The organism is Spirochaetota bacterium, assembly GCA_035477215.1.
Taxonomy (GTDB): domain Bacteria; phylum Spirochaetota; class UBA4802; order UBA4802; family UBA5368; genus MVZN01.
The window spans coordinates 1-4,585 of record DATIKU010000006.1 but is presented as its reverse complement, the minus strand read 5'-3'; the positions used below and the strand labels follow the sequence as shown (position 1 = coordinate 4,585).

The 4,585-nt window shown below is 59.3% G+C and carries 4 protein-coding genes; all 4 read right to left on the bottom strand.

The window, feature by feature from the left end; translation table 11 throughout:
- A partial coding sequence (csm3, locus tag VLM75_00870; GenBank protein HSV95463.1) for a type III-A CRISPR-associated RAMP protein Csm3 occupies positions 1 to 577 on the bottom strand: 577 nt, incomplete at its 3' end.
- Position 578: 1 nt separating this feature from the next.
- Positions 579 to 989, bottom strand: a complete 411-nt coding sequence (csm2, locus tag VLM75_00865) for a type III-A CRISPR-associated protein Csm2 (protein ID HSV95462.1) — start codon at positions 987 to 989, stop codon at positions 579 to 581.
- The gene (cas10, locus tag VLM75_00860; GenBank protein HSV95461.1) at positions 973 to 3,396 is read right to left on the bottom strand and encodes a type III-A CRISPR-associated protein Cas10/Csm1; all 2,424 of its coding nucleotides are present in this window, start codon (positions 3,394 to 3,396) and stop codon (positions 973 to 975) included. The genes csm2 and cas10 overlap by 17 nt, the downstream gene beginning before the upstream one ends.
- Positions 3,396 to 4,385, bottom strand: coding sequence for a CRISPR system precrRNA processing endoribonuclease RAMP protein Cas6 (cas6, locus tag VLM75_00855; protein HSV95460.1), 990 nt, complete (start codon positions 4,383 to 4,385; stop codon positions 3,396 to 3,398). The genes cas10 and cas6 overlap by 1 nt, the downstream gene beginning before the upstream one ends.
- Positions 4,386 to 4,585: the final 200 nt, after the last annotated feature.

Below are 4,585 nucleotides of genomic sequence, written 5' to 3'. Positions count from 1 at the left end.
GCGAGCCGCTGCCGCCGAGGGCGTCCCTCTGCACCATTGCGAGCCCCTCGCGCAGCAAGCTGACGGGGCCGTCGCCATCGCCTTCGAAACGACGCACCGCGATTTCGAAATCGAACCCGAGACCGGCGATGGCGCGCTCGGAGACGCGCGGGTCGAGCCCCGTGCCCTTTATGCGGTCGATCGAGTTTTCGGTTTTCGCCTCCGTGGCAAGCAGGTTCCGTTTTTTCAGCACCTCGACCGATTCCTGCGAAAGAAACGCGTCCCTGAATACCGCGCGGGTGACCCCAACTTTCGAATCCTTGCCGGTGTTGCCGAAGACGCGGCAGATGTCGCAGTCGCCGCAGGAACACGGGGCCTCTTTTCTCTGGGAACGAATTCCGCGCCTCAGTTCGAGGAGGCAGCGCATCTTGCCCTTGATCGAGGAGCCGGGAATGTAGGGATAGCCGCTGCGCGGGTCCTTGATGACCGGGTTGTCGATGCCGCCTATCTCCACGCCCTCGGTGCCGCACCCTATATGAAGGCCCGTTTTAAGAATTATTTTTCCTTTGATCTGCTCGATCTTTTCAAGTGTGCCCATGTTACCTCCTCTGGCCCTGGGCGGCCCTGGCGTTGTCCCCTGCTTCCGTAATGAACATGAAATACGAGATAATCGCCTGGTAGTGGTACAGGAAATTTTTAAAGTCCGCAATCGATTGTATTTTATCGATTTCGGCGTCCATGTATTTCTTGAACTCTATCGGCACCAGTTGCTCGTTCTGTACTTTCCTTCCGACGCTATAGGCAATCTTCGCCTTGACAAATTTGACCAGCGGAAGCAATTCGCTTTTAAACCGCTCCTCGTTCTCGTCTTCGAGAAGGCGACGATCGATAATTTTTAAATCGTCATAGAACTTGCGAAGCTGCCCTTTCCTTTTGCCGAACTTATTGGCAAACAGCCTCGCCTGCTCCTCGGCGGTTTTTGTAAGATAGTCTTCAGTCAGCTGAATCATCACAGGCCTCCTTGTGAGGGGATTGTTCGCGTAATTGGTACAACGCCACGGTGCACGCGGCGCGTAAAAGGCCCGGGTTTTCGCGCGAATACCGGTCGAAGAGATCGACGAGCGCACACACCTCGCTGCCGTTAACGAGCTCGCCCGCGCTCTTTACGGCTACGTTGCGCGCCACATCGTACCTGAAGCGCGGGATGTACATGAGGTCGGGGGCGAAGACCTTTTCCCCGGACCCCCGAGTCGAGCGTCCGCGCACCCGTTCGGCCATGCGCACGTATTTCAGCAGGCGATACAGAAAGGCATGCCCGATCCTCGAATTTACATCGCGCGCCCTTTCCTTGAGCCACTGCGCCTTTTCGGCCATCTCGCGCATTTCGTCGTAGCCCATGCCCGTGATGAAATGCACCCTGTTACGGCCGCCGTCTTTCGCCTCATCGATCGCCCGGTCGGTTAGCCCGGCGGCCTTGCTCATGGGGAAGCGCGGGTGCTGGAGCACCACCCCGGCCGAAAAATGCACATCGGGGTTGTCGCACACAAAACTCTCGAACGAGCGCTGCACCTCGTCGAGAAAATCCGTACAGCGGTCCCACGGGCCGATTACGAAGAGATCGTCACCGCCCGAAAGCACCGTATAAAATTCGGGGAAACGTTCAACAAGGATATTCTTTACGACCAGGTTGAAAAACAGGTGCAGCATGCGCGAAAGCGAAACGTAGCGCGATACCGAAAGCTCGTCGATGCCGAACCCGAAGATGTTGCCGAGATTGTCGACGTCGATCTTGATATAGGCGAGAAGGTCCACGCCGGCGCGCGTTTCGCGGTCCTTGATTTTATCGGGACGCACCGCCGCCTCCGCGATCTCCTCGAAGCTCATGGTTCCGCCGTCGGTTTTCCTGGGCACGTGGGCGTTGAGATGGAATACCGGCATTCCGTCCCCCGAGTCAGTAAGCGAGTAGGAGAGAAACGCGCCCGACGCACGGCCGGCAGGCCCCAGCGAAACCCCGATGGCCCCGTCGAAGAAGTGCACATGCCCGCCGCCCGAACGGCGGAATTCGAGGACAGTGTTCCGCGTAAGCCCTTCGCCGAGGGTGAAAAGCTCGTCGCAATGGTCACAGCGCGCATTTTCGGCATCTGAGTTTTTCGGAAACCTGCCGCACGCCCTGCACAGCTCCCGTTCGCTGTATTCGACCGGAATGACGCACTCGCCGCGTTTCAATATGAAGGAAAATTTCGCGCTTTTGGCCTGCGCCAGGTTGAAATTTATGCGCGACACCAGTTCGCAAAATTTTTTCTGTCCCATCTCGTCCTCACCCGCCGTAACGGAGAGGTCGTGGACGACCGTAAACTCCCCGTGGAACCTCATGAAAAACCACTCGTCGGCACGGGCGAAAAACCGTTCGGCCCGCTCCCTGAAACCGGGAAGATTGGGCAGCACCATGGTGAATTTACCGCCGGAGTCCAGAAGCCGGGTGAACGGCGGGATTCCCAGCGCGTCGCATAACGCCAGAAAGTACGCCTGCGCCGTCACGGCCACGTAGAACGAGCGGCCCCGGATTACCTTGGCGCTCCCCCTGAACGACTCGCGCTGGTTCTGAAAGATGAACTGCTGAATGCCCGAGAGGTCGGCGCCGAAAAAGAGAAACGGTTTTTCGTCCGAATCGGCTCCTCCGCCCTCCGCGTACAGCTTCAGCACCAGGGCGATCGAGGCGGTCGTGACGGCATGATCGTAGAGCGATATATCGCAGTATTTGTCGTTGGTGGCGGAGGGAATGCACCAGGTGAAACGCTCGAGAAGCGACACGAGCGTCTGCGTGAATTGTTCCGGCGCGGAACCGTCGCCGGGCAGCGAGGCCAGCCCGGCCGTGAAACCGTCCCAGAGCGCCCCGTATTCCTTTTCGAGCGACGCGCCGCCCTTTCCCTTTACCGGGAAGATGCCCCGGCCGTCAAGCGGCAGGAGCGGATATGAGTAATCGCGCGCGGGGGTCGGATTCCCGCCGAGCGATACAAGCGGAAACACCGGGGCAAGCGGCTTTTTAAGGTATTCGCTTCTTTCATAGTGGGCGCGGTCGTCCGTGAGGCGGTCGCCGGCCGCCGAGAGCCTGTCGGCCCGCTCGATGAAACGCTCGTACTCGTTCGACGAGTTGTGGTGGCGGGATGCAAGGTCGCGGATGCGGTTGCGGTCGAGGCCGCGCGGAAGGTCCACGCCGGCAAATTCCCGCTCGAAGAAGTGGAAGGTCCACAGCGCGTGCCGGTGGCTGTAGCGCTGGCCCTGCGCCTTGGGCAGAATTATGCCCTCCATCTCCACGGGAAAGCCCGAGGGTTCGCGGCCCCCGCAGGCGCGCTGTTTGAACTTGCCGATGTCGTGCAGAAGGGCGGCCAACAGCACTTCGTAATTATCGTTGTTCATTATCCGGACCTCTTTAAAAGGGCACGCAAATTCCAAATGGAATCCCTGGGCCGGGAACAATCCTCAATACGGATGGCCCCGTACCCGAACGAGGTGTTTTTGCCCACCTGAAGCACCTCGCCGAGTTTGAGCAGGGGGTACACGGCCGCCAGAAGGCCGCTGTATGTGGCCCAGCCCGTAAATCCGCCCAGCTTCATTGTTGCAGCTTTCCTTTTCGAGTACCTGGTCGCGGACGTCCACGAAAGCTCCTTGCCTTCCATAATGGCCATGACCGCTGACTCCGCAAGGGTCTCCCTGTCGAGCCCGGACGGCTCATCGCCGTAAAATCGGCAGATGGTGTCGTACTTTCGCGCGATATTTCGTACAATTGAGGAGAGAACCGGCACGCGCAGGTCGCAGCCGTTTTCCCTTATACGGCATGGCGTGATAAAGCTGATTTTTATTTTTTTCGGAACCGTTTCGGCGCAAACCGGCACGGGGCTCGCGGCGGCCAGGTTGATTCCCGTGCGTTCGTCGTAGACCGCGGCGCCGTCCACCGTATTGCGGACATACTGAATAAAGAACTTTGCGCGGCCCCTCCCCAGGCCCATCCGCCCGAGGCGTTCGAACGCATGAATGAAATGGGGGAGGTAGGACAGGCCCCGGCCGAAGAGCGACAATTCCATTTCGAAGATATCGCCTTCAGCAAACAACACCGGATGCCGGAAGAGTGGTGCCATCGCGAAGGGATGGGGGCGGTGGGTCGCCTTTTTCATGATCTCCGCATCCCCTGTGTTCGGGCTTTCGAACACCGCGGCATACGCGCATGAAGGCGCGAACGCGCAGGGCGAACACGACGGCGCGGCGGGATCGGCCAGGCACACCGCCTTTAAAAGGGCGTGTCCGAAACCTCCCCTCAGGGCGCTCCCCGGAAAAGCGGAAAACTGTAACGGGTCCTGAGCGCGAAAACCGAACGCAAACCGATAGAGCTTGATTCTGTTTAACGGCATCGGGCAATACCCTCCATATCCGCATCGAAGGAAGAACCACACATACGGTTAGCAGACATTCCGCGGCATGTCAAATTATTATTTCCCGCAAGCATGCGGCAGTTCGCCCGCGGCGAGCCGCTGCGGCCCGCACCCCCATTTCGCGCCGTCCTGTTCACGCTCAGGCCCCGGCAACGCGTATCATCATGCGGCTGCGCGCG